Origin of the sequence: Nocardioides halotolerans DSM 19273 (genome assembly GCF_000422805.1) — a bacterium.
Taxonomy (GTDB): Bacteria; Actinomycetota; Actinomycetes; order Propionibacteriales; family Nocardioidaceae; genus Nocardioides; species Nocardioides halotolerans.
Genome location: NZ_KE383926.1, coordinates 96,023 through 117,824, shown reverse-complemented (window position 1 = coordinate 117,824; position 21,802 = coordinate 96,023). Strand labels below are relative to the sequence as shown.

Genomic DNA, 21,802 nt, shown 5'->3' with positions numbered 1-21,802 from the left:
GCGCGTGAGGGCTCAGCGGTCGTGAGGTACCCGCGCGGACGCCCGGACATGACGAGACCCGGCAGGTTGCCCTGCCGGGTCTGGTCGGAGCGTGTGGCTGCTGGGGTCAGCGGGTCTCGCGGTGCAGGGTGTGCCGGCGGTCGCGCGGGCAGAACTTCATCATCTCGAGCCGGTCGGGGTCGTTGCGACGGTTCTTCTTGGTGATGTAGTTGCGCTCCTTGCACTCGGTGCAGGCGAGCGTGATCTTGGGGCGAACGTCGGAGCTCTTGCTGGCCACGGCTGAATTCCTTGTAGTTGGTGATGCTCGAAGCTGGGTAGTAGCGGGGGCGGGATTCGAACCCGCGACACCACGATTATGAGCCGTGTGCTCTAACCACCTGAGCTACCCCGCCACGGGGGACACGGCCTCTCCATCGAGCGTACTGGCCGCACGCCATGACGGATCCGCTGTGCCAGAGCCCCTTTACGGAATCGAACCGTAGACCTTCTCCTTACCATGGAGACGCTCTGCCGACTGAGCTAAAGGGGCCGGTGGGTGACACCGACGGAGAACTCTACACAGCCTCGTCGGTCTCGCCGAATCCGGATCGGGGCCGCTCCTCAGCCCTGGATGCGGGCGAACGGGAGCGCCTCCTCGAGCTCGTAGGCGAGCTCGATCAGGGTGGCCTCGCAGCCCGCTCCGGCCCCGAACATCATCCCCTGAGGCAGCCCGTGGGCGGTGGTCCCGAGGGGCAGCGAGATGGCCGGGTCGCCGGTGGCGTTCTGCAGCGGCGTGAACGCCACCCAGTCGAGCATCCGGTCCATCACCTGCTCGTAGGACTGCGTCGGGTCCAGCCAGCCGATGCGCGGGGTCTCGGCAGCGAGCGTCGGGGTGAGCGCGACGTCGTGCTCGGTGAAGAACCGGGCCGCCACCTTGCGGCTGCCGCGCAGCCGCCGGATGGCGCCCGGCAGGCGGTGGAGGTTGCGCTGGGCGTGGGCGGCGAGCCCGTGGCTGAGCAGGTCGAGGTTGCCGGGGTTCCAGGACGCACCGTGCAGGCGGCGACCGCCGCGGAGCAGGAAGAAGGCCAGGCTCGACCAGTAGAGGAGGAAGTCGTCGGGGAACGACGCCTCGACCGGGACCTCGACCCGCTCGACCCGGTGGCCGAGCTCCTCGAGCTGGGCCGCGACCTTGAGGGTGAGCTCGGTGACCTCCGGCGTCGCGCTCCGGCCGACGCCCTCGGTCACGACCCCGATGCGGAGCCGGCGCCGGGCGGGCCGGGTCAGGTCGCCGATCGGCGGGAGGCGCAGCGAGCGGTAGATCTTCTCGGCCTCGCGGAAGAACGCCGCGGTGTCGCGGACGCTCCTGGTCAGCACGCCGTCGCTGATGATCCTGACCGGCATCTGCCGCATCACGGCGTCCTGGGCGAGCCGGCCGCGGGTCGGCTTCAGCCCCACCAGCCCCGTGACGGCCGCCGGGATCCGGATCGACCCACCGCCGTCGTTGGCGTGCGCGATCGGCACGACGCCCGCGGCCACCATCGCGGCCGAGCCGGCCGAGCTCGCACCGGCCGTGTGCCGGGTGTCCCACGGGTTGCGGACCGGGCCGATCCGCGGGTGCTCGGCGCTCGGCGAGAAGCCGTACTCGCTCAGCTGGCTCTTGCCGAGCGGCACCAGGCCGGTCGCGAGGTACATCCGCGCGAAGTCGCCGTCCTCCCTGGCCGGGACCGGCGCCCAGGCGTCGGTGCCGTTCATGGTCGCCAGCCCGGCGAGGTCGACGTTGTCCTTGACCCACGTCGGCACGCCGGCGAAGAACCCGGGCCGCGGGTCCTGCGCCTCGGCCCGAGCGCGCGCGAACGCCTCCTGCGCGATGCCGTTGAGCTCCGGCTGCACCCGCTCAGCCCGCGCGATCGCCGCGTCGATCACCTCGGGTATCGACACGGCCCCGCCGTGCAGGGCTTCGACCAGCGCGACGGCGTCGAGGTCGCCGAGCGCGTCGTCGGTGAAGGCGTGGACCCGGTGCTCCGTCACGGCGGAAATGTAGTCGGTTGACCTAGAACATCGCTCCCGGGTTGAGGATGCCGTGCGGGTCGAGGGCGTCCTTGATCCTCTGGTTGAGGGCCATCGCGTCGGGGCCGAGGTAGTCGCCGAGCCACGGCTTCTTGAGGCGGCCGACGCCGTGCTCGCCGGTGATCGTGCCGCCGAGCGACATGGCGAGCTCCATCACCTCGCCGTACGCCGTCCGGGCACGCTCGGCCATGTCCTCGTCGGCCGGGTCGAAGACGATGAGCGGGTGGGTGTTGCCGTCGCCGGCATGGGCGATGACGGCGATCGTGACCTCGCGCTGCGCTGAGATGTCGGCGATGCCGTCGACCAGCGCGCCGAGCTCGGGCAGCGGCACGCCGACGTCCTCGAGCAGCAGGGTGCCGGTGCGCTCGACCGCCGGGATCGCGTTGCGGCGGGCGACCACGAAGGCCTCCCCCTCCTCCGGGTCGTCGGTGGAGAACACCTCGACGGCGTGGTGGTCCTGGCACAGCTGCGCGATGAGCTCACACTCGGCGGCGGCGTGGCCGGCCGGCTCGTCGGACTGGATCACCAGCATCGCCGCCGCCGACCGGTCGAGGCCCATCTTGGTGAGGTCCTCGACCGCGTTGATGGTCGGGCCGTCCATGAACTCCAGCATCGAGGGCCGCAGCCGCTGCGTGATCGCGAGCACCGCCCCGGTCGCGTCGTCGAGCGTGCCGAACGTCGCGACCAGGGTGGCCGGCGGCCGCTGGCGCGGGACCAGCCGCAGCACGATCTCGGTGATGATCCCGAGCGTCCCCTCGGAGCCGACGAAGAGCTTGGTGAGCGACAGCCCCGCGACGTCCTTGAGGCGGGCGCCGCCGAGCCGGACCGCCGTGCCGTCGGCGAGCACGACGGTCAGGCCGAGCACGTAGTCGGTGGTGACGCCGTACTTCACGCAGCACAACCCGCCGGCGTTCGTGGCGATGTTGCCGCCGATCGAGCAGATCTCGTACGACGACGGGTCGGGCGGGTACCACAGGTCATGCTCGGCCGCCGCCGCCTTGACCTGGGCGTTCATCAGCCCGGGCTGGACGACCGCCGTGCGCGTCACCGGGTCGATGGCGATGGCCGTCATCCGCTCCGTCGAGACCACGAGACAGCCCTCGACCGCGGACGCGCCGCCGGACAGGCCGCTGCCGGCGCCGCGTGGGACGACCGGCACGCCGTGCTGAGCCGCGAACCGCACCGCCACCTGCACGTCCTCGGTCGACCCGGCGCGCACCACCGCCAGCGGCACGCCGGCGGCGGGGTCCTGGGCGCGGTCCCAGCGGTACTTCTCCATCCGCTCCGCCTCGGTGACGACGACGTCGTCCCCCAGCTGTGCGACGAGCTCGTCGATGGGCGGCCCGAGGTCGACCTGTGCGTCCACGCTCATGTAGGCAAGACTGAGCGATTCACGGCGCAGACGCCAACGACCCCTGAAATCTGACCCTGAAGACGACCCCTGAAATCGACCCAGCGGAGGAGTGATCGTGGGAGACCGAGTGACCGTCGGACGGCTGCAGGTCGCGGAGGTGCTGCACACCTTCGTCCGCGACGAGGCGCTGCCGGGGTCGGGCCTCGACGAGGGAGCCTTCTGGACCGGGGTCGAGGCGATCCTCACCGACTTCGTCCCGCGCAACCGGGCGCTGCTCGCGCGCCGCGACGAGCTGCAGCACCGGCTCGACGAGTGGCACACCGCCAACCCCGGACCGGTCCGCGACCAGGCGGCGTACGTCCAGCTGCTGCGCGACCTCGGCTACCTCGTCGACGAGCCGGACGACTTCACGATCGAGACCGAGGACGTCGACGAGGAGGTCGCCGTCCAGGCCGGGCCGCAGCTCGTCGTACCGGTGCTCAACGCGCGGTTCGCCGCCAATGCCGCCAACGCGCGCTGGGGCTCGCTCTACGACGCGCTCTACGGCACCGACGTCATCGACGAGGCCGACGGCAAGGAGAAGGGCTCGTCGTACAACCCGACGCGCGGCGCGGCGGTGATCGCCCGGGCCCGCGCATTCCTCGACGAGCACTTCCCGCTGGCCGAGGGCAGCCACACCGACGTGACGGCCTACGTCGTCGACGGCGGCGCCCTGAGCCCGGCGCTCGCCGACCCCGGCCAGCTGGTCGGCTGGCGCGGCGAGCCCGACGCGCCCGAGGCCGTCCTGCTCGTGCACCACGGCCTGCACGTCGAGATCCAGGTCGACCGCTCCGACACGATCGGCAAGGACGACGCCGCCGGGGTCAAGGACCTGCTCCTCGAGGCGGCCGTCTCCACGATCATGGACCTCGAGGACTCCGTCGCCGCGGTCGACCCGGACGACAAGGTCGCGGGCTACCGCAACTGGCTGCTGCTCAACCAGGGCACGCTGACCGCCGAGGTCTCCAAGGGCGCGTCGTCGTTCACCCGCGGCCTGGCCGAGGACCGCCTCTACGACGGCCCCGGCGGCCAGATCGTGCTGCCCGGCCGGTCGCTGCTGTTCGTGCGGCAGGTCGGCCACCTGATGACGACCGACGCCGTGCTCCTCGACGGCGACGAGGTGCCGGAGGGCGTGCTCGACGCCGTCATGACCGCGCTGTGCAGCCTGGTCGACCTCCAGGGCCGCGGCGAGCTCGCCAACTCGCGGACCGGCTCGATGTACGCCGTGAAGCCCAAGATGCACGGCCCCGACGAGGTCACCTTCACCGATGACCTCTTCGCCGCCGTCGAGGACCTGCTCGGGCTGGGCCGCGGCACGATCAAGCTCGGGATCATGGACGAGGAGCGCCGCACGTCGGCCAACCTCAAGGCCTGCATCCACGCGGCGCGCGGCCGGGTGGCGTTCATCAACACCGGGTTCCTCGACCGCACCGGCGACGAGCTGCACACCTCGATGCTGGGCGGCGCGATGGTCCGCAAGGGCGACATGAAGTCGACCGAGTGGATCAAGGCCTACGAGGACCAGAACGTCGACATCGGCCTCGCGTGCGGGCTGAAGGGCCGCGCCCAGATCGGCAAGGGCATGTGGGCGATGCCCGACGAGATGGCCGCGATGCTCGACCAGAAGATCGGCCACCCGCAGGCCGGCGCCTCGTGCGCCTGGGTGCCGTCGCCGACCGCGGCCACGCTGCACGCGCTGCACTACCACCAGGTGGACGTGTCGGCCCGCCAGGACGAGCTCGCCGGCGGCCGGCGCACGACGATCGAGCAGCTGCTGACGGTGCCGCTGGCGGAGCCGGACGAGGTCGCGGGCTGGTCCGACGAGGACCGCACCGCCGAGATCGAGAACAACCTGCAGGGGATCCTCGGCTACGTGAAGCGCTGGATCGACGACGGCGTCGGCTGCTCCAAGGTGCCCGACATCCACGGCACCGCCCTGATGGAGGACCGCGCCACCTGCCGCATCTCCTCCCAGCACGTCGCCAACTGGCTGCGCCACGGCGTGGTCAGCGCCGACGAGGTCGAGGCGGTATTGCGCCGGATGGCCGACGTGGTCGACGAGCAGCAGGCCGGGCCGGGCTACCGCCCGATGGGGTCGGCGTACGACGGCGAGGCGTTCGGCGCGGCGCACGACCTCGTCTTCGAGGGGCTCGAGCAGCCCTCGGGCTACACCGAGCCGATCCTGCACCGGCGCCGGCGGGCGCTGAAGGCCGGTCAGACCGACTGACCGGCACCCCGCCGGAAGCAGCCCACCAGGTGGGGGTCGAAGACGCCGATCGCCTCCATCAGCGCGAACATCGTCGTGGGGCCGACGAACGCGAAGCCGCGCCTCTTGAGCTCCTTCGACAGCGCCTTCGACTCCGGCGAGGTCGTCTGCATCTCCTCGCTCGTGCTCGGCGCCGGGGGCTCGTCGGGCGCGAACGACAGCACCAGCGACTCGAGGCCGCCGTCGAGGTCGGGCGCGTCGCGCAGGGCGACCGTGGCCCGGGCGTTGACGACCGCCGCCGAGATCTTCGCGCGGTTGCGGACGATGCGGGCGTCGGCCATCAGCCGGGCCTCGTCGTCCGCCCCGAACGCCGCGACCGCGTCGGCGTCGAAGCCGTGGAACACCTCGCGGAACGCCTCGCGCTTGTGGAGGATCGTCGACCAGGACAACCCGGACTGGAAAGCCTCCAGCGTGAGCCGCTCGAGGTACGCCGACTCGCCGTGCACGCGATTGCCCCACTCGGTGTCGTGGTAGTCGCGCATCACGCCCGCGCCGCTGCCCCACGGGCAGCGGGCGACGCCGTCCTCGCCGGTCACCGCTCCGGGCATCAGCGGCGCTCCTTCAGGCGCGCGTTGGGCAGCGGCGGGGCTGGGATCGGCGGCGAGTGGTCGCCGACGACCACGCCGAACCGGCCCGGCCGGACCAGCTGGGAGTCGGCGACCACCCGCTCGTGGGCGGCGCCCTCGCGCAGGCCGCCGGCGTCGCCGGGGTCGCGGGCGGCGCCGTCGTCGTCGAGCACCTGGGCCTGCCACTCCTCGCGGAAGGCGACGACCTCCTCGTGGGTGCGCCCGACGAAGTTCCACCACATGACGATGGCCTCGCCGAACGGCGGCCCGCCCAGCAGCAGCAGGCGGGCATCGGCGACGGCCTCGATCGTGAGCCGCTGCGAGCCCGGCGAGAGGTAGGCGAGCTCGTGCTGCTTGGCCTCGACGTCACCGACGGAGACCACGCCGGTGTCGACGAGCACGCCGTGCTCGAAGGCCGGGTCGACGTCGAGGTGCAGTTCGGTGCCCGCGGCGAGGACCAGCTCGGCGCCGAGCAGCGGGGTCGCGGTCGGCACCGGTGAGGTCTCGCCGAGCAGCGAGCCCAGGAAGACCCGCGCCTCCCACCCCGCGCCACGCACCGCCTCGGGCGCGTGGTGCGCGAAGCCCGGAGCACCGTCCCGCGCGTCGGAGGGCAGTGCGACCCAGAGCTGCGCACCGTGCAGGACCGTGGTGTCGGCCGTCGACACCTCCGAGTGGCTGATGCCGTGGCCCGCGGTCATGAGGTTGAGCTCGCCCGGCCGCACCATCGCGTGGTGGCCGGCGCTGTCGCGGTGCTCGACCTCGCCGGTGAACAGCCACGACACGGTCTGCAGCCCGGTGTGCGGGTGCGGCGGGACGTTCATGCCGCCGGTGTCGGCGACCGGGTCGGGGCCGTAGTGGTCGAGGAAGCACCACGCACCGATGAGCGAGCGCTCGCGCTGCGGGAGGGTGCGGCGCACGGTCATCGCCCGCGGCCCGCCGAGCGGCACGTCGCGCGGCGACATCACCTCGATGCCCCTCGCTGGGTGCGTGGTGCTCTCGACGGCGTCGGGCCTGTCCTCGAGGTTGCTCACCCCGTCATTGTGGCGCGGGGTGGCGACAGCCGCGTTCAGCTCAGGTGGTGGGGCTGCACGTAGCGCTTCGGCTCCTCGCCGCCCTCGGGCGAGACCTCGGTCGACGCGCTCTCCGGGCGGTCCTGGCCAGGCGCGTCGGGAGCGCTGGGCACCAGCCGGACCACGATCGACTTGTACGCCGGCTGGTTGCTCCCGATCGCTTTGGAGTCCAGCGGCACCAACGAGTTCGTCTCGGGGTAGTAGGCACCCGCGCACCCGACCGGGGTGTCGTAGGAGACGACCCGGAACCGCTCGGCCACCCGCACCGACCCGTCCTCCCACTCGCTCACGATGTCGACGTGCTGGCCGTCGCGCAGGCCGAGCGCCTCGATGTCCTGGGGGTTGACCAGCACCACCTGCCGGCCGCCCTTGATGCCGCGGTAGCGGTCGTCGAGGCCGTAGATCGTGGTGTTGAACTGGTCGTGGGAGCGGATCGTCGCGAGCAGCAGCCGTCCGTCGGGGACCTCGAGCACCTCGGTCGGGCTGACCGTGAAGATCGCCCGGTCCTTCTTGGTGGGGAACGTGCGGGTGTCGCGCGGCGGGTGCGGCAGCACGAAGCCACCGGGCTGGTCGACCTTCTGGTCGTACGCCGCGCAACCGGGCACCACCCGGGCGATCCGGCGCCGGATCTCGCTGTAGTCGTCGCGGAAGCCAGCCCACGGGATGCCGTGCCGGTCGCCGATCGTGGCGAGGGCGAGCGAGCAGATGATGTCGACCTCCGACCGCAGCTGGTCGGAGGCGGGCTTCAGCGGACCCTGCGAGGAGTGCACCGCACACAGCGAGTCCTCGACCGTGACCCGCTGGGGACGCCCGCCGGTGAGGTCCTTCTCGCTGCGGCCCAGCGCGGGCAGGATCAGCGCCTCGCGGCCGTGGACCACGTGCGACCGGTTGGGCTTGGTCGACACGTGCACGGTCAGGTCGGCGCGCCGCAGCGCGTCCTCGGTGACCACCGTGTCGGACATGGCCGAGACGAAGTTGCCGCCCATGCCGAAGAAGACCTTCGCGTCGCCGTCGCGGAAGGCCTTCACCGCGGCGACGGAGTCGAGGCCGTGCTCGCGCGGCGGCTCGAAGCCGAACTCGTCGCGGATCGCGTCGAGGAAGTGCTGGGGTGGCCGCTCCCAGATGCCCATCGTGCGGTCGCCCTGCACGTTGGAGTGCCCGCGCACGGGGAACAGCCCGGCGCCCGGCTTGCCGATGTCCCCGCGCAGGAACGCGAGGTTGGCGATCTCCTTCACCGTCGCGACGCCGTTGCGGTGCTGCACGACGCCCATCGCCCAGCAGTAGATCGTCTTGTCGGACGCGGCGATCATCCGCGCCGCCTCCTCGATCTGCCCGCGGGCGAGCCCGGTCGAGCGCAGCACGAGGTCCCAGTCGAGCTCGCGCAGGTGCGCGGCGTACTCCTCGAAGCCGTGGGTGTACTGCTGCACGAAGTCGTGGTCGACGTGGCCCCACTCGAGCAGCAGGGCGGCCAGCGCCTGGAAGAGCGCGAGGTCGCCGTTGATGCGCACCGGGAGGTAGAGGTCGGCCATGCCCGTGCCGGACCCCACCATCCCCTTCGGTCGCTGCGGGTTCTTGAAGCGGACCAGCCCGGCCTCCTTGAGCGGGTTGATCGCGATGATCTTCGCGCCGTTCTTCTTTGCGATCTCGAGCGCGCTCAGCATCCGCGGGTGGTTGCTGCCGGGGTTCTGGCCGGCGATCACGATCAGCCCGGCGTGGTGGACGTCGTCGATCGTCACCGACGCCTTCCCGATGCCGATCACCTCGGCGAGCGCCACCGAGGTCGACTCGTGGCACATGTTGGAGCAGTCGGGCAGGTTGTTGGTGCCGAAGGCCCGGACGAAGAGCTGGTAGGCGAACGCCGCCTCGTTGGACGTCCTGCCGGAGGTGTAGAACACCGCCTGGTCGGGCGAGTCCAGGCCCTGGAGATGGCCCGCGACCATCGCGAACGCGTCGTCCCACGAGATCGGCTCGTAGTGGGTGGCGCCGGCGCGCAGCACCATCGGCTCGACGATGCGGCCCTGCTGGCCCAGCCAGTAGTCGGTGCGCTCGCGCAGCTCGGCGATCGGGTGGGCGGCGAAGAACTCGCGGCCGACCCGGCGCAGGGTGGCCTCCTCGGTGACCGCCTTGCCGCCGTTCTCGCAGAACTCGGCGTGGTGCCGGCGCTCCGGCGAGGGGTCCGGCCAGGCGCAGCCCTGGCAGTCGAAGCCGTCGACCTGGTTGAGCTTGCGCAGCGTCGCCGTCGTACGCCGCAGCCCCATCTGCTCGATCGCCCGCTTCATGGTCACCGCGACCGCGGTAGGGCCGGCCGCGTGCTCCTGGGCGCCCGTGATGTCGAGGTCGTTCTCGTCGATGTCGCTGCGAGGGGGCTTGCGGGTCATGGTCCCATCCTTGCTCGGTGGGGTGGGCCGCAGCACCCGCGGGCGGGAACCAGCCCCACGAATGGCCCGTCTAGGTCCTGTCATGTGCCGAACGGAAGGGCTATGTTCAGCGCGATTCGCAACGCGCGCCGGTCTTCTGCGACCGGCGCCGTCGCCCTGTTGGTACCCCACGAAGGAGACTGCATGAGCAGCAACGAGCCTCCCGCTGGGTCGACTCCGCCCCCGGGCGAGCCGACCCCGCCGCCCGGCGAGCCGACGCCGCCTCCGCCCCCGGAGATGCCGGCGAACCCGGTCACCGTGCCGCCGCCGGACCAGTCGATGGCTCCCCCGCCGCCCCCGCCGCCCGCCGGCGCAGCGGCCCCGATGCCCGGCCCCGGCGCCGGTGTCGGCCAGCCCGGCAACCTGCTGGACCGCTTCCTCGCGAAGCTGATCGACTACATCATCGTCGGCATCGTCGTCGGCATCATCCAGTTCATCTTCCAGGCCGCGGTCGGCTACTGGGCGGGCCTCTTCATCGGCGGCGTGGTGGGCGCGGTCCTGTTCACCGGCTACTTCGCCTACATGGAGTCCAACCGCGGCCAGACCATCGGCAAGCAGGTCATGAAGCTGAAGGTCGTCGGCCCGGACGGCCACAGCAACCCGACGATGAACGACGCGCTCAAGCGCAACATCTACAACGCGTTCGGGATCGTGCCGTGCCTCGGCGGGATCGCCCAGCTGATCTCGGTGATCCTCATCGCGGTCAACATCAACAGCGACCCGCAGGGCCAGCACTGGTTCGACAAGTTCGCCGGCGGCACCAGGGTGCTCAAGATCGGCTGAGCACCACGCTCACCACGTTGACCCGGCGCGAAGTTCGCGCCGGGTCAACGGCATTTCAGGAGTTGGAGAACACCGCCGGATCGTCGCCGTGGGGGCCTCGGCCGCTCCATGTCCAGGCGTACGCCGGGTCCTCGACCGCCAGGCCGCCCTCGCCGAGGTCGAGCGGAGCGAAGGTGTCGACCATGACCGCGGACTCCTCGAAGTAGTCGACCCCGAGCGAGGCCTCGATCGCCGAGGGCTGCGGGCCGTGGGCGAACCCGCCCGGGTGCAGCGAGATCGAGCCCAGCCCGATGCCGGACCCCTTGCGGGCCTCGTAGTCGCCGCCGACGTAGAACATGACCTCGTCGCTGTCGACGTTGGAGTGGTAGTACGGCACCGGGATCGCCAGCTCGTGGTAGTCGACCCTGCGCGGCAGGAAGTTGCAGACCACGAAGTTGTGGCCCTCCCAGACCTGGTGCACCGGCGGCGGCTGGTGGATCTTGCCGGTGATCGGCATGTAGTCGTCGATGTTGAGCGTGTAGGGGTAGAGGCAGCCGTCCCAGCCCACGACGTCGAAGGGGTGGGTCGCGTAGGTCATGCGGGTGCCGACGACGCCGGCGGTGGTGCGGTGCTTGACGAGCACCTCCACGTCCTCGCCTTCCTGCACGAACGTCTCCGTCGGGCCGTGCAGGTCGCGCTCGCAGTACGGCGCGTGCTCGAGCAGCTGCCCGTAGCGCGAGAGGTAGCGCTTCGGCGGCGCGACGTGGCTGTTGGCCTCGATCGCGTAGAGCCGGCTCGGCTCGGCCGGCACCCAGCGGTGCGTGGTCGCCCGCGGGATGATCACGTAGTCGCCGGTGCGGTAGGTCAGCACGCCGAGCACGGTCTCGACCGTGCCCGACCCGGCCTCGACGTAGACGCACTCGTCGCCGATGGCGTTGCGGTAGTAGGGCGAGGGGTCGACGCCGGTGACGACGTACCCGATCCGGACGTCGTTGTTGCCGAGGACCATCCGGCGGCCGGTGACCGGGTCGGTGCCCGAGGACGGGTCGGTCGCGAGGTCGTGCAGCTTGAGGTGGCGCGGCATGAGCGGGTGGTTGGGGGTCCGGGTCTGGTCGGGCAGCTCCCAGACCTCGCTGGCGACGATCGCCGACGGCACGCCGCGGTGGTAGAGCAGCGAGGAGTCGGAGGAGAAGCCCTCCTCGCCCATCAGCTCCTCGCGGTAGAGCCGGCCGTCGGGGTCGCGGTGCTGGGTGTGTCGCTTCGGCGGGACCTCACCCACTGCTCGGTAGTGCGCCATGTCTCGTACGTTAGTCGGGTGACCATCCCTGCGGCCTGGGCGGCGATCGTCGACGACGCCGCGATCTTCCCGCCCGGCGACGCCCCTCTCCACGAGGCCACGGCGGCGTACGGCGCACGCTCGGCCGACGACGGCGCCGACCTGGTCGGCACCTTCGTGCTCCGCGACACCGACCTGCCGCTGGCCCGCGGCTTCGACGGCCCTCTGTCGGCGGTCGTCACCGGCGGCGCGGGGCAGCTCGCCGGCCCCGCCGGCCTCTGCGCGAAGCTCGGGCTGCGGCTGGCCGGGCTGGAGATCGCGCTGCGCGACCTCGACGACCCGGCCGGCAACGTCCGCCGGGTGGTGGCCGCCCTGGCCGACCTCGACACCGAGGTGCCGGTCCACGTCGAGCTGCCGCACGTCGCCAACAGCTCCACGTGGTTCGCGGCCGCCGACGAGGTGGCCGCGGCAGGGCTCCGGCTGAAGTTCCGCACCGGCGGCCTGGAGGCCTCGGCGTTCCCGCACGCGCACGCGCTGGCCCGCTGGATCGACGCGGCGCTCGACCGCGAGACGCCGTTCAAGTGCACCGCCGGGCTGCACCGCGCGGTGCGGCACACCGGCGACGACGGGTTCGAGCACCACGGCTTCGTCAACGTGCTGGTCGCCACCCGCATGCTCTTCGACGGCGCCTCGGTCGACCAGGCGGTGGTCGTGCTCGAGCAGCGCGAGAGCGCGACGCTCGTCGAGGCCGCGCGCGAGCTCGACCTCGCGGGAGCACGGCGGTGGTTCACGTCGTTCGGGTCCTGCTCGGTGACCGAGCCGTGGGCGGACCTGCGCGGGCTGGGGCTGGTCGCGTGAACGGGTTCGGGCTCGACCACCTGCCCTACGGCGTCTTCTCGGTCGCCGGCGGACCGCGTCGGGTCGGCGTGCGCTTCGACGACGACGAGGGCTCGTGGGTGGTGGACCTGCACGGCGAGACCGGACGGCCGGAGTTCGCGGAGTCCTCCCTCAACACCTTCATGGCCCTCGGCCCGGAGGTGTGGCGCCAGACCCGCGACGAGGTGCGCGCACTCATCGAGGGCGGGTGCGAGCCGCTGCCGCTCGAGGAGGTGACGCTGCACCTGCCCGTCGAGGTCGCCGACTACGTCGACTTCTACGCCTCGCTCGACCACGCGAGCAACGTCGGCAAGATCTTCCGCCCCGACTCCGAGCCGCTCACGCCCAACTGGCGGCACCTCCCGATCGGCTACCACGGGCGCGCGGGCACCGTCGTCGTCTCCGGCACGCCGGTCACCCGGCCGAGCGGGCAGCGCAAGGCCCCCGACGAGGCCACCCCGACGTACGGCCCCTCGCGGCGGCTCGACATCGAGGCCGAGCTGGGGTTCGTCGTGGGCGCGCCGTCCGAGCTCGGCTCGTCGGTGCCGGTCACCGGGCTCGCCGACCACGTCTTCGGCGTCACCGGCCTCAACGACTGGTCCGCGCGCGACATCCAGGCGTGGGAGTACGTCCCGCTGGGGCCCTTCCTCGGCAAGTCGTTCGCCACCTCGGTCTCGCCGTGGGTCACGCCGCTCGCCGCGCTCGACGCGGCCTGGGTCGACCTGCCCGGCCAGGACCCCGAGCCGCTCCCCTACCTCGGCCCCGGCGCGACCCGCGGGCTCGACATCGACATCGAGGTCGAGCTCAACGGCGAGGTCGTCAGCCGGCCGCCGTACCGCTCGATGTACTGGTCGCCCGCCCAGATGCTCGCGCACCTGACCGTCAACGGCGCCTCGCTGCGCACCGGCGACCTGTTCGCGTCCGGCACCGTCAGCGGCCCCGAGCCCGGCCAGCGCGGCTCGTTCCTCGAGCTCTGCTGGGGCGGCCAGGAGCCGCTGCCGGGCGGACGCACCTTCCTCGAGGACGGCGACCAGGTCGTGCTCCGCTACTCCGCCCCCGGCACCGGCGGCGGTCGGATCACCTTGGGGGAGGTCACCGGCCGCGTCGAGACGGCGCGCCACTGAGCGCTGCGGGCAATGTCGCGATTCCCCTGACAGCTCTCGGTCGTCTGGGAAAGGATCGAGCAGGCTGTCTCGCGCCGATCCGTTCCTCCCTCCCCCAAGGATCCCCCGTGAACCGAGCTCTCTCCCGGGCAGGCGCCGCCCTCGGCGCCGCCGCCCTCGCCGCTTCCTCACTCCTCGTCTCGGCTCCGTCGGCCACGGCCGCCGACCCGGGCACGCTGGTCGTCTCCGTCGTCGACCAGTACGGCCGCCCCACCGCCGGCGTCATCAACCCCTACGACTTCCAGGGCATCGCCCAGCCCGAGGACGGAGCCACCACCTCCCCGCCCTTCCTGGTCGCCCCCGTCCACACCTTCACCCTCGCTCCGGGCGGCTACTCGCTGGTCAGCCTCACTCCCTGGAGCGGCGTCGACTGCGTGGCGCTGTCGCCGTGCAGCTTCGCGTCGCCGCCCACGCAGTTCGGCACCGCGGTCACGGTGACCAGCGGCGAGACGACGACCTACACCTTCCACGTGACGGTGCCGACGATCAGCGGCACTGGGGCGGTGGGCTCTCCGGTGAGCGTCGCGCTGCCCCCTCGCCTCACCGACCTGCTCACGACCCTGAACATGCTGCCCTTCGGCGGCGGAGCCGTCACTCAGCAGTGGCAGCGGTCGGGCTCGGACATCCCCGGAGCCACGGGGGCGTCGTACGTCCTGCAGCCGGGCGATGCGTCGTCCTCGGTAGCGGCCCGGCTGAGCCCGGCCCAGGGCCAGAGCTTCCTCTTCACGCCCTACGGCTACACGGTGCCGCCGTTCACGACCAACGCGATCCCCACCGGGTCGTTCTCGCCTGCGAAGACCAAGACCAAGCTCAGGGTGGCCAAGCGGCTCCGCGCGGGCGAGCGAGCCACCATGACCGTCCGCCTCAAGGCGGCCTCTGGCGTGCCGGAGGGTGAGGTCACCATCCGGATCGGCAAGTTCCGGACCGAGAAGACCGTGGAGGGCGGCCGGCTGCTGTACACGCTCCCGCGGCTCGCGGCCGGGACCTACAAGGTCTCCGTGAAGTACGCCGGCTCCGAGTTCTTCGCCCGCTCCAAGGCCCGCGCGAAGATCACCGTCACCGCCGGCTGACGCCGCGCCCGCGCCCATGGCATCGAACTAGAACGTGTTCTAGTCTGGTGCCATGGGCCTGCTCACCCCCCTCGCCGTGCGGATCGGGGCGCTCTCGTGGATGCCGAAGCTGCTCCCGCAGGTGGTCTGGGTCGACCGCAACCTGCACCGGCTCTCGCGCGGCCGGGTGACGGTCCTCGACATCGCCGGGCTGCCCAACCTCAACCTCACGGTGAGGGGCCGGAAGTCCGGCGTCGAGCGCACCACTCCCCTGCTCTGCGTGCCCGACGGCGACACGATCCTGATCGCGGGCTCCTACTTCGGTGGACCGAAGATGCCGCTCTGGGTCGGCAATCTGCGGGCGGCGAACGGCGCCGCGCAGGTGCAGTTCCAGAGGCGGACCTTCCCGGTGCGCGCCACCGAGCTGCGCGACGACGCGCGCGCCGCGGCGTGGCGGACGATGCTCGAGACCTGGCCCAACTACGCCAAGTACGAAGCCCGGACCGACCGGCTGATCCCGGTGTTCAGGCTGGAGCGGCAGTAGCGTCTGTCCGTGCAGTACGGCCAGCACCCTGCCCCGCGGTTCACCGTCGCCCACCTCAGCGACGTCCACCTGCTCGCCCACGGCGTCCGGCAGTACGGCGTCGTCGAGCCGGAGGACGGGTTGCGGCTCGCGCTCGACCGCGTCGGGCGGCTCGACCCGGTGCCGCAGGCGCTGGTGTTCACCGGCGACCTCGCCGACAAGGCCGAGCCGGACGCCTACGCCCGGCTCCGTGAGCTCGTCGAGCCCGCCGCCGCGGCCATGGGGGCCGAGGTGGTGTGGGTGATCGGCAACCACGACGAGCGGGCGCCGTACGCGAAGGGGCTCTTCGACTCCGACGACGACGGCCCCCAGGACCGGGTGCACGACCTCGGCGGGCTTCGGATCGTCGCGCTCGACACGAGCGTGGCGGGCTACCACCACGGCGCGCTGGCGCCCGAGCAGCTCGACTGGCTCCGCGACGTGCTCGGCACGCCGGCGGAGCACGGCACGATCCTGGCGATGCACCACGCGCCGATCCCGCTACCGACGCTGGAGCCGGCGGCGATCATCGAGCTGCTCGACCAAGAGAGCCTCGCCGCGGTCGTCCGGGGCAGCGACGTGCGGCAGATCCTCGGCGGCCACTTCCACTACACGTCGCACTCGACGTTCGCGGGCGTGCCGGTCTCGATCGCCTCCGCGTCCTGCTACACGACCGACCCGGCGCCGGTCGACCGGCTGATCTCGGGGGTCGACGGCCACCAGGCGTTCAACACAGTGCACGTCTACGACGACCGGATCGTGCACACCGTGGTCCCGATCCCCGAGGCGCCCGAGGTGAGCGGCCAGTCTGCGGCGTTCCGAGAGGCGCTCGACGCGCTGTCGTTCGAGGAGCGCCGCGAGATCATCAGTCGCAAGGACTCCGACTTCAACACCCACGCCGAGTCGCACGAGCCGCGCGAGCCCCTCACCGACCTCTGAGGACGCCCGCTTCTCGACCGGCTGCGCGACACTGTGCCCATGAGTGACGCTGTGCCCATGAGCGACGCGAGCTTCGAGGCCGAGCGGGAGCGCATCCGCACCACCCACCTCCGGCCGCCGGGCGAGCGGCCGGCGTCGACCGCGCGCGGGCTGCACCACACCGCGCTGATCAGCAGCGACGTCGAGCGCACGGTGCGCTTCTACCAGGACGTGCTCGGCTTCCCGCTGACCGAGCTGATCGAGAACCGCGACTACGCCGGGTCGTCGCACTTCTTCTTCGACATCGGCAACGGCAACCTGCTCGCGTTCTTCGACTTCCCCGGCCTCGACGTCGGTCCGTACGCCGAGGTGCTCGGCGGGCTGCACCACCTGGCGATCTCGGTCGAGCCGGAGCGGTGGGAGCAGCTGGTCGCCAGGCTCACCGAGGCCGGCGTCGAGCACGAGGTGCACAGCGGGGTCTCGGTCTACTTCCGCGACCCCGACGGCGCCCGGATCGAGCTGATCGCGGACCCGCTCGGCGAGATGTACGGGACGCAGGTGCTCTGACGGTGGCGGTCGTCGTACGCCCGGCGGCGGCGCGCGACCGCGAGCGCTGGGTTGAGCTCTACCGCGGCTACGCCGCGTTCTACGAGGTGCCTCCCCCGGACCTCGACCAGCTCTGGCACCGGATCACCGAGCTCGGCGACCTCGAGTGCTTCGTGGCCGAGCAGGACGGCGAGGTGGTCGGCATCGCGCACGTGCGCGAGTTCGCCCGGCCGCTCGAGGGCGACTGGGGCGGGTTCCTCGACGACCTGTTCGTGGACCCGGCCCGGCGCGGAAGCGGTGCCGGCGAGGCGCTGCTCGAGCACCTGCGCGCCCTCGCGCGGGAGCGCGGCTGGGGGGTGGTCACCTGGATCACCGGAGCCGACAACGCGGTCGCGCGCCGCCTCTACGACCGGCTCGCCGAGGTGCAACCCTGGGTCACCTACGACATGACCCCCTGACCGAGCCGAGCACGGCGACGGCCCCGGGCTTGCGCCCGGGGCCGTCGTCGTTCGTGATCAGGTCAGGCAGGGCACGCAGCCAAGGAGGCCTTCGCCGCCTTGAGCTTCTTCTTGGCGGCCTTCACCTTCTTCTTGGCCTTCTTGATCTTCTGGGCCTGGTGCGACTTCTTGGCGGCCTTCAGCTGCTTCTTGGCCTTCTTCAGGGCCTTGGTGGCGGCGGCCACGTCGGCCGTGGGCTTCGCCCGGTCGCAGCGGTCGAACGTCGTCGTCGCGGGCGTCGCGTCCACCTTGCCGTCCGCGTCCACCGCCTTCACGGCCAGCGAGTGCTGCCCGACCGAGAGACCCGACATCTTCGCCGGCGAGGTGCACGGGGCGAAGGCGCCGCTGTCGACGCTGCACTGATAGGTGTTGGCGTCGGAGCCGGAGAGGGTCAGCGTCGGGGTGTCGTGGGTTCCGGTGAGGGGCGCGATCTTGGTGTCCGGGTCCTGCTCGAGCTTGACCTGGACCGAGCAGTTGGCCTGCGCGGACGTGTTGGAGACGACGACCGTGTAGGTCTGGCCCGCCGTCACGTCGACACCGAACGAGCTCGCGTTGTTGCTGCTCCCCTGGTCACCGACGAAGTTGGCGCCCTGGTCGGCCGGGTTGTAGGCGCCGCCGTAGAGCACGACGTGGGCGTTCGCCGAGTCGGTCGTGGCATCGCCGCAGTCCGCGGACACCCGGGTGACGGTCAGGCAGCCGGTGGCCACGGCGACGTACGTCGAGGTGCTGTAGTTGTAGGTCGTGCCGCCGTTGGTCCCTCCGGGGTAGGCCTTGGGAGTGCCGCACGCGCTCGGGACGGCGTCGCGGAAGACCCGGCCCGACTGGGTGGTGGCGTTGGTGAGGCTGATCGCCTTGGTGTCGGTGTGCGCCGACGCCGAGGGGGCTACGGAAGCGAGGAGGCCACCGAGCATGAAAAGGATGATCGCGAGCGCCGTCGCGTGCGCCCGTGGGCGTCGAGTGAGGTTCACGGGGGATACCTTGCCCTGCCACCGCCTCTACGAGAAGCACTCTCGTCCGAGAGTTGCGCCAGAATCGGTCAGCAGCCCCGCCCTGTCCTGACGTCGTCGTTCGTCATCACCTCGTCGTCGGACGGCGCCTCGACGCGCGGAGCGTCGTCCGGTCCGGCGTCGTAGGCGACCGCGATGCGCAGCTGACCGACGGTGGCCTCGGCGTCTGCGGTGAGGTCGCCGCCCGCGCTGTGCACCGCGTCGACCAGGTCGCTGCCCAGGAGCTCGACGCCGGTGACCACTCCCGCCGTGACCTCCACCCCGACAGGCACCGTCGTGCCGTCGAGCTGGTCGGCGCCGAGCTGGAGCAGGCCGAGCACGCCGGTGGTCGTGAGCTGGAGGCCGACCCGCAACGGCACGTCGGCGCCGATGACGAGCCGGTCGCCGTCCTGCGCCACCACCGCGGCGGGCTGCAGGGCGCCGAGGAGCGTCACGTAGCCGGGCGCCCCCGGAGTCATCGCGAGCTGCCCGCCCGGCACCTGCCCGCCCCCGGTCCGCAACCAGCATCCCGCAAGCGGTGGTTCCCACGTGGACAGCTGCATGTAGAGGTCGTCGCCGACCGCGCGGACCTGCATCGACCCCTTGATCTGGTCGCCGGTCGGCGCCTCGGAGCTGCCGAGCTCCTTCGGTGACGTCGTCCTCGCCTTCCAGCCGGCCTGCCGGTACGCCCGGCCGCGGGTCTCGATCGCGAGCGCGTCGCCGGAGTAGACGTCGTAGGTGAAGTCGATGACCTGGTGGTCGAGCAGCGGCTCGACCGCGGCCTCGAACAGGGCCGTGGCGTCGCCGCTCGGGCTCGGCGAAGCAGCGCTCGACGCGGGCTCCGGCACCGGCTGCGCGTCGCCGCCGCCGCACCCCGCTGCGGTCAGCACGAGCGTGAGCACCGCCAGGGCCGTCGCTCGTCGCACCCCACGACCGTAGGTCACCCGGGGCCGCCGCTGTGCCCGCGGGCCGCTCGGGGGCGGCCGCCGGCCCGCGTCGGGGGAGGCGCGGACCGGCGACCGGCACCGGGTCGTGGGGACCCAGCGCCTCTCATGAGTGGCGCGCGAACACGCCCTCGCCCGGCTGCGCGGCCCCGTGGGGGGCACCGAGACCGCTGCCAGGCAACGTTGACGTTACGCCGCCGACGACTCCTCATGTACGTGCAGCGGTCCGCAGTGGCAGTGGATCTGTGTGCGCTGGCACACTGGTCGAGTGGCCCCGCGCTCGCACAATCCAGCCATGGCCGAGCTGATCGGCGCGATCGCCGACCGCCTCGCGACGCGCCTGGACGACGTCGTCGCCGAGATGGACCGGGCCGTCGTCGAGCTCGTGCCCGCGTTCGGTGCGGACGCGGCGATCGCCGCCGAGGTCGACGCCAGCAACCGCGCCAACCTCATGCGCTTCATGGTCGTGGCCAGCCGCGCCGAGGAGCCGCCTCCCGACGTACCTCCCGAGGCGCTCGACATCGCGCGCACCCTCGCGCGCCGCGGCATCGAGCTCGGTGCGATCTTCCAGGCCTACCGGGCCGGCCAGCAGGTCGCCTGGCAGCGCTGGCTCGAGGCGGCCGCCGAGGTGATCGAACCCGGTCCGATGTTCGCCGCGGCGATCGAGGAGTCGTCGGAGCTGCTGTTCCGGTACGTCGACGACGTGCTGAGCCGGGTCGTCGCCGAGGCCCAGCACGAGCGCGAGGAGATCCTCGGCGGGGCGCACGCGCAGCGGGCGGTCACCGCCCGCCTCCTCCTCGAGGACGCCCCGATCGACACCGAGACCGCGGGCAAGCGGCTGGGCTACGACCTCTCGCGCCCCCACACCGCCCTCGTGCTCTGGGCCGAGCCGCCCGGCGTGCCGCAGGGCGCTCTGGAGTCGGCCGCCCTGCTCCTGTCGAGGAGCGTGGGCGCGCGGCGCCCGTTCATCATGGCCGCCGGCAGCTCGACGCTGTGGGCGTGGATCGCCGGCGAGCACGAGCCGTCACGCACCGAGCTGCGCGAGGCGCTCGCCGACGCTGCCCCCGAGATCAGGGTCGCCGTCGGCCCTACCGAGGCCGGCGTGCGCGGCTTCCGCCGCAGCCACGAGGCCGCGCTCGTCGTCCAGCGCCTCGTGACGGGTCAGCAGACGAGCGAGCAGGTGGCGACGTACGCCGAGCTGGAGGTCATCGCCCTCACCGCGGGCGACGAGCAGCGGGCCGCGGAGTTCGTGGCGGCCACCCTCGGCCCGCTCGCGGCCGACGAGCCCAACGCGGCGCGGCTGCGCGAGACGCTGCGCGTCTACCTCGACGTCGCCGACAACGCACCCCGCGCCGCCGCGCGGCTGCACACCCACCGCAACACCGTGCTCCAGCGGGTCGCCCGGGCCGCCGAGCTGCTGGGCCGCGACGTCGGCGAACGCCGGCTCGCCCTCGCCCTGGCCCTGGAGCTCGCGCACCGGCTCGGGCCGAAGGTGCTGGTCCGCGCCGAGCGCTGACTCCACGCGCGCGAGCCGCGGCTCACGGCGACCGCACGGCGAGCGAAGACCGACCGTCCCGACCACGGCTCCTCACCGCCTGGCCTGGGTGCCGTTCATGAACGGCTGACAGCGGGATCGACCGCCTCCAGGATCATCGCGCCGGCGCGCCGGACCGGCACACCCACGGGACACACCGAGTGGACGCCGAGGTCCAGGAGTGCCTGGACGTCACGCTCGGGGATCAGCCCCCCGCAGACCACGGGGATGTCTGCATCGAAGGTCTTGAGGGTGGCCAGGAGCTTGCCGACGTGCGCGAGGTGGGACCCCGAGAGCAGGCTCACCGCGATCGCGTCCACGTCCTCGTCGACGGCCGCCCTGGCGGCCTCCTCGGGCCTGGTCGCCACCCCGAGGAAGATCACCTCGACCCCACTGTCGCGGAGCTCGTGGGCGATCAGCCTCAGCCCTCGGTCGTGCCCGTCGAGACCGAGCTTCGTCGCCAGCACTCGGACCCGGCCGCTCACGACTCCACCGCCTCGGGGGCACGCATCCTCGGATGGAACGATCCGAAGCGGGCGAGCAGCACTTGGGTGACTTCCCCGATGGTCAGGTCCGCCCGGAACGCGTCGATGATCGCCGGCATCAGGTTCCCCCCAGCATCGACCGCCCGGACGAGCGAGCGCCGGGCGGAAGCGACGGCCGACTGGTCACGCTGCGCCCGCCAGCCGGCGATCTGCTCACTGCGACGGGCCTCGAACTCCGGGTCGATCGGGAAGCCGATCTGTCCGAGGCTCGGGATGTCGGCCGCCTCCGCGCCGTCGACCGGATCGCCCACCCGCGGGCTCCGGGCCTCCAAGAGGCTCCTCTCCCAGGCGGACTCGTCGATCTCCGCGCGCATCCAGCCGGAGTCGATGGTGGCGATCGAGCCGCCGCGCTCCGCGACCTCGGCCGCGACCACCCGCGCTCGCCG

Annotated in this window: 21 protein-coding genes and 2 tRNA genes; 10 read left to right on the top strand and 13 right to left on the bottom strand. The window is 72.2% G+C overall.

All coding sequences use genetic code 11. From position 1 onward, the window contains the following. Positions 1 to 106: 106 nt before the first annotated feature. The 5 genes from rpmG to G514_RS0122300 form a co-directional block, all read right to left on the bottom strand. On the bottom strand, positions 107 to 277 hold the full coding sequence (gene rpmG, locus G514_RS0122320; RefSeq protein WP_028653553.1) for a 50S ribosomal protein L33: 171 nt from the start codon (positions 275 to 277) through the stop codon (positions 107 to 109). Between the two features lie 41 nt (positions 278 to 318). Then, positions 319 to 392, bottom strand: a tRNA-Met gene (locus G514_RS0122315). A 64-nt stretch (positions 393 to 456) separates the two neighbouring features. Further along, positions 457 to 529, bottom strand: a tRNA-Thr gene (locus tag G514_RS0122310). 71 nt (positions 530 to 600) lie between these two features. Further along, positions 601 to 2,007 (bottom strand): amidase, encoded by a 1,407-nt coding sequence (locus tag G514_RS0122305; protein ID WP_036566013.1) that lies wholly within the window; start codon positions 2,005 to 2,007, stop codon positions 601 to 603. 22 nt (positions 2,008 to 2,029) lie between these two features. Then, positions 2,030 to 3,418, bottom strand: coding sequence for an FAD-binding oxidoreductase (locus G514_RS0122300; RefSeq protein WP_028653551.1), 1,389 nt, complete (start codon positions 3,416 to 3,418; stop codon positions 2,030 to 2,032). A 97-nt stretch (positions 3,419 to 3,515) separates the two neighbouring features. On the opposite strand from G514_RS0122300, the gene G514_RS0122295 reads away from it, so the two are divergent. Next, complete coding sequence (locus G514_RS0122295; RefSeq protein WP_028653550.1) at positions 3,516 to 5,666, top strand: malate synthase G; 2,151 nt, start codon at positions 3,516 to 3,518, stop codon at positions 5,664 to 5,666. Here the strand turns inward: G514_RS0122295 and G514_RS0122290 are convergent. Genes G514_RS0122290 through G514_RS0122280 form a run of 3 tightly spaced genes read right to left on the bottom strand, consistent with a single transcriptional unit; the run spans position 5,654 to position 9,719 of the window. Further along, positions 5,654 to 6,253: a DNA-3-methyladenine glycosylase I gene (locus tag G514_RS0122290; RefSeq protein WP_036566012.1), complete on the bottom strand. Its 600-nt coding sequence runs from the start codon at positions 6,251 to 6,253 to the stop codon at positions 5,654 to 5,656. The genes G514_RS0122295 and G514_RS0122290 overlap by 13 nt on opposite strands. Then, positions 6,253 to 7,302 carry a pirin family protein gene (locus G514_RS0122285; protein WP_028653549.1) on the bottom strand — a complete coding sequence of 350 codons (1,050 nt, stop codon included), beginning with the start codon at positions 7,300 to 7,302 and terminating at the stop codon, positions 6,253 to 6,255. The genes G514_RS0122290 and G514_RS0122285 overlap by 1 nt, the downstream gene beginning before the upstream one ends. Positions 7,303 to 7,337: 35 nt before the next feature. Continuing rightward, positions 7,338 to 9,719: an FdhF/YdeP family oxidoreductase gene (locus G514_RS0122280; protein WP_028653548.1), complete on the bottom strand. Its 2,382-nt coding sequence runs from the start codon at positions 9,717 to 9,719 to the stop codon at positions 7,338 to 7,340. Positions 9,720 to 9,902: 183 nt separating this feature from the next. On the opposite strand from G514_RS0122280, the gene G514_RS0122275 reads away from it, so the two are divergent. Further along, positions 9,903 to 10,541 (top strand): RDD family protein, encoded by a 639-nt coding sequence (locus G514_RS0122275; RefSeq protein ID WP_211222211.1) that lies wholly within the window; start codon positions 9,903 to 9,905, stop codon positions 10,539 to 10,541. A 55-nt stretch (positions 10,542 to 10,596) separates the two neighbouring features. On the opposite strand, the gene G514_RS0122270 is transcribed toward G514_RS0122275, so the two are convergent. Beyond that, on the bottom strand, positions 10,597 to 11,817 hold the full coding sequence (locus G514_RS0122270) for a homogentisate 1,2-dioxygenase (protein WP_028653546.1): 1,221 nt from the start codon (positions 11,815 to 11,817) through the stop codon (positions 10,597 to 10,599). An 18-nt stretch (positions 11,818 to 11,835) separates the two neighbouring features. On the opposite strand from G514_RS0122270, the gene G514_RS0122265 reads away from it, so the two are divergent. The 7 genes from G514_RS0122265 to G514_RS0122235 all read left to right on the top strand — a co-directional run bounded on the left by G514_RS0122265 (position 11,836) and on the right by G514_RS0122235 (position 17,368). Beyond that, a complete protein-coding gene (locus G514_RS0122265) occupies positions 11,836 to 12,654 on the top strand; it encodes a hypothetical protein (protein WP_028653545.1) in 819 nt (272 codons plus the stop codon). Next, complete coding sequence (gene fahA, locus G514_RS0122260) at positions 12,651 to 13,796, top strand: fumarylacetoacetase (protein ID WP_028653544.1); 1,146 nt, start codon at positions 12,651 to 12,653, stop codon at positions 13,794 to 13,796. Before G514_RS0122265 ends, fahA begins: the two co-directional genes overlap by 4 nt. A gap of 107 nt (positions 13,797 to 13,903) precedes the next feature. After that, entirely contained in the window at positions 13,904 to 14,905 is a 1,002-nt protein-coding gene (locus G514_RS0122255) for an Ig-like domain repeat protein (RefSeq protein ID WP_028653543.1), read from the top strand. A gap of 52 nt (positions 14,906 to 14,957) precedes the next feature. After that, positions 14,958 to 15,428: a nitroreductase family deazaflavin-dependent oxidoreductase gene (locus G514_RS0122250; RefSeq protein ID WP_028653542.1), complete on the top strand. Its 471-nt coding sequence runs from the start codon at positions 14,958 to 14,960 to the stop codon at positions 15,426 to 15,428. Between the two features lie 9 nt (positions 15,429 to 15,437). Next, positions 15,438 to 16,385 carry a metallophosphoesterase gene (locus G514_RS28430; protein WP_051248096.1) on the top strand — a complete coding sequence of 316 codons (948 nt, stop codon included), beginning with the start codon at positions 15,438 to 15,440 and terminating at the stop codon, positions 16,383 to 16,385. A gap of 39 nt (positions 16,386 to 16,424) precedes the next feature. Next, complete coding sequence (locus G514_RS0122240; RefSeq protein WP_245582306.1) at positions 16,425 to 16,931, top strand: VOC family protein; 507 nt, start codon at positions 16,425 to 16,427, stop codon at positions 16,929 to 16,931. Positions 16,932 to 16,933: 2 nt separating this feature from the next. Next, positions 16,934 to 17,368 (top strand): GNAT family N-acetyltransferase, encoded by a 435-nt coding sequence (locus G514_RS0122235; RefSeq protein WP_028653540.1) that lies wholly within the window; start codon positions 16,934 to 16,936, stop codon positions 17,366 to 17,368. Between the two features lie 62 nt (positions 17,369 to 17,430). On the opposite strand, the gene G514_RS0122230 is transcribed toward G514_RS0122235, so the two are convergent. Both G514_RS0122230 and G514_RS0122225 read right to left on the bottom strand, forming a co-directional pair. Further along, a complete protein-coding gene (locus G514_RS0122230; protein ID WP_157545141.1) occupies positions 17,431 to 18,375 on the bottom strand; it encodes a hypothetical protein in 945 nt (314 codons plus the stop codon). 68 nt (positions 18,376 to 18,443) lie between these two features. Next, complete coding sequence (locus G514_RS0122225; protein ID WP_157545138.1) at positions 18,444 to 19,319, bottom strand: hypothetical protein; 876 nt, start codon at positions 19,317 to 19,319, stop codon at positions 18,444 to 18,446. A 313-nt stretch (positions 19,320 to 19,632) separates the two neighbouring features. On the opposite strand from G514_RS0122225, the gene G514_RS0122220 reads away from it, so the two are divergent. After that, positions 19,633 to 20,853 carry a PucR family transcriptional regulator gene (locus G514_RS0122220; RefSeq protein WP_028653537.1) on the top strand — a complete coding sequence of 407 codons (1,221 nt, stop codon included), beginning with the start codon at positions 19,633 to 19,635 and terminating at the stop codon, positions 20,851 to 20,853. Positions 20,854 to 20,948: 95 nt separating this feature from the next. On the opposite strand, the gene G514_RS28425 is transcribed toward G514_RS0122220, so the two are convergent. After that, a complete protein-coding gene (locus G514_RS28425) occupies positions 20,949 to 21,356 on the bottom strand; it encodes a cobalamin B12-binding domain-containing protein (protein WP_036566009.1) in 408 nt (135 codons plus the stop codon). Continuing rightward, positions 21,353 to 21,790 carry a methylmalonyl-CoA mutase family protein gene (locus G514_RS29610; RefSeq protein WP_028653536.1) on the bottom strand — a complete coding sequence of 146 codons (438 nt, stop codon included), beginning with the start codon at positions 21,788 to 21,790 and terminating at the stop codon, positions 21,353 to 21,355. Before G514_RS29610 ends, G514_RS28425 begins: the two co-directional genes overlap by 4 nt. Positions 21,791 to 21,802 lie beyond the last annotated feature (12 nt).

Coding starts and splice junctions, on each gene's coding strand:
- G514_RS0122280 (WP_028653548.1), bottom strand. CDS start 9,719: ATGACCCGCAAGCCCCCTCGCAGCGACATCGACGAGAACGACCTCGAC.
- G514_RS0122300 (WP_028653551.1), bottom strand. CDS start 3,418: ATGAGCGTGGACGCACAGGTCGACCTCGGGCCGCCCATCGACGAGCTC.
- G514_RS0122250 (WP_028653542.1), top strand. CDS start 14,958: ATGGGCCTGCTCACCCCCCTCGCCGTGCGGATCGGGGCGCTCTCGTGG.
- G514_RS0122275 (WP_211222211.1), top strand. CDS start 9,903: ATGAGCAGCAACGAGCCTCCCGCTGGGTCGACTCCGCCCCCGGGCGAG.
- G514_RS0122220 (WP_028653537.1), top strand. CDS start 19,633: ATGGCCGAGCTGATCGGCGCGATCGCCGACCGCCTCGCGACGCGCCTG.
- G514_RS0122270 (WP_028653546.1), bottom strand. CDS start 11,817: ATGGCGCACTACCGAGCAGTGGGTGAGGTCCCGCCGAAGCGACACACC.
- G514_RS0122240 (WP_245582306.1), top strand. CDS start 16,425: ATGAGTGACGCTGTGCCCATGAGCGACGCGAGCTTCGAGGCCGAGCGG.
- G514_RS0122290 (WP_036566012.1), bottom strand. CDS start 6,253: ATGCCCGGAGCGGTGACCGGCGAGGACGGCGTCGCCCGCTGCCCGTGG.